Origin of the sequence: Hyphomonas sp. (genome assembly GCF_013823385.1) — a bacterium.
GTDB lineage: Bacteria > Pseudomonadota > Alphaproteobacteria > Caulobacterales > Hyphomonadaceae > Hyphomonas.
In genome coordinates this window covers 1-1,202 of the sequence record NZ_PNMA01000153.1, presented here as the reverse complement: position 1 = coordinate 1,202, position 1,202 = coordinate 1, and the positions used below count along the sequence as shown (strand labels likewise).

At 56.8% G+C, this 1,202-nt stretch carries 3 protein-coding genes; 2 read left to right on the top strand and 1 reads right to left on the bottom strand.

Features of this window, described 5'->3' with window-relative positions:
• Nucleotides 1-15 precede the first annotated feature (15 nt).
• Nucleotides 16-282, top strand: a complete 267-nt coding sequence (locus C0456_RS20675) for a Txe/YoeB family addiction module toxin (protein ID WP_081095537.1) — start codon at nucleotides 16-18, stop codon at nucleotides 280-282.
• A gap of 14 nt (nucleotides 283-296) precedes the next feature.
• On the top strand, nucleotides 297-638 hold the full coding sequence (locus tag C0456_RS20670) for a hypothetical protein (protein ID WP_291056631.1): 342 nt from the start codon (nucleotides 297-299) through the stop codon (nucleotides 636-638).
• Nucleotides 639-661: 23 nt separating this feature from the next.
• Here C0456_RS20670 and C0456_RS20665 read toward each other — a convergent pair whose 3' ends face one another.
• Nucleotides 662-1,159 carry a hypothetical protein gene (locus tag C0456_RS20665; RefSeq protein WP_291056629.1) on the bottom strand — a complete coding sequence of 166 codons (498 nt, stop codon included), beginning with the start codon at nucleotides 1,157-1,159 and terminating at the stop codon, nucleotides 662-664.
• Nucleotides 1,160-1,202 lie beyond the last annotated feature (43 nt).

Genomic DNA, 1,202 nt, shown 5'->3' with positions numbered 1-1,202 from the left:
TGGGCTGATCGAGCCTTGAAGCTGGTCTTTGCTGACAATGCCTGGGAGGATTATCTTCACTGGCAGCAAGCCGATGACAAGGTTCTCACCCGGCTCAACGATCTTATCAAAGAATGCCAGCGAACGCCTTTCAAAGGAACCGGAAAGCCTGAGCCTCTCAAAGGCTCCCTGGCAGGCTGGTGGTCGCGGCGCATCACCAAAGAAGACCGTCTGGTCTATCGCGTCACTGGCAAAGGAAACGAGCAACAGTTAGAGATTGCCCAATGCCGGTTTCACTATTGAACTGAGGCTCCTTCATGAAATCCCATCGCGATGCGAAAGATAGCGCGCGTGATCCGCGCAAAGTGATAGCGCAGCTGGGCACAACCGGCGATGAACTCGCACGCACGCTCGGTCTCGACAAAGATGCTACCCGCCGCATGGAATCAGATGACATTCAGCGCCGCATCGGCTCGATGTTAGAGGTGCTCAGCAAGGTGGAACCGCGTTTCGGTTCTATGATCATGGCCTATGCCTGGTATCGTTTTGAGCCGCTTTCCGGTTTTTCCGGCGAGACTGCGATGGAGCTTGTGCGCTGCGACCGCGTGCAGGACGTGCTGACTTATATTGATGCCGTGAACGCAGGCGTGCATGCCTAAGCATAGCGATGTGACGGGAATGTCTATTCCTCGACCATCCCTCCGAGGCCGGGATCAAGATACCACGATGGGCCTTCGGTAAAGTCGGCATTGCGGGCAGGAACAGGGCCATCAGGCTCTGACGAGACGTAAGGGTTGACCATCGGCGCAGGGTGCTGGCCCGATCGCAGAATGTGCCCTGACATCTGGCACCGCGGCCCGAGGAGCTCGAAGAGCCATTCGAGATCGTCGAGCATCTGGACAACCCCGCGCCCTGCCAGCGCATAGTAGAGGCAGCGCTGATAGTCATCGCAGTGGCAGGACAGGATCTGTGTCAGCCGGGCCTTGGCATTGGGCAGGCCCTGAAAGACGCCCTGCAAGGTCTCATAAAGCTCGCGCGCCGAGTAATAGGCATCGAACGGCTCCACGCCGATCGAGGCATTGGCGAGCATACGCTTGGTCGGACGGCAATTGGGATCAAGCGCCGCATCGCGCAGCGTGACATCGAGGTCGAACTTGCCAATATCAAAGACCTTGTTCATTATTCATGGGCTCCTGCAGATTATGAACATATCGTGAACAAAT

Bases quoted from the DNA above. Each gene is read 5' to 3' on its own strand.
- C0456_RS20665 (WP_291056629.1), bottom strand. From the start codon at position 1,159: ATGAACAAGGTCTTTGATATTGGCAAGTTCGACCTCGATGTCACGCTG.
- C0456_RS20670 (WP_291056631.1), top strand. From the start codon at position 297: ATGAAATCCCATCGCGATGCGAAAGATAGCGCGCGTGATCCGCGCAAA.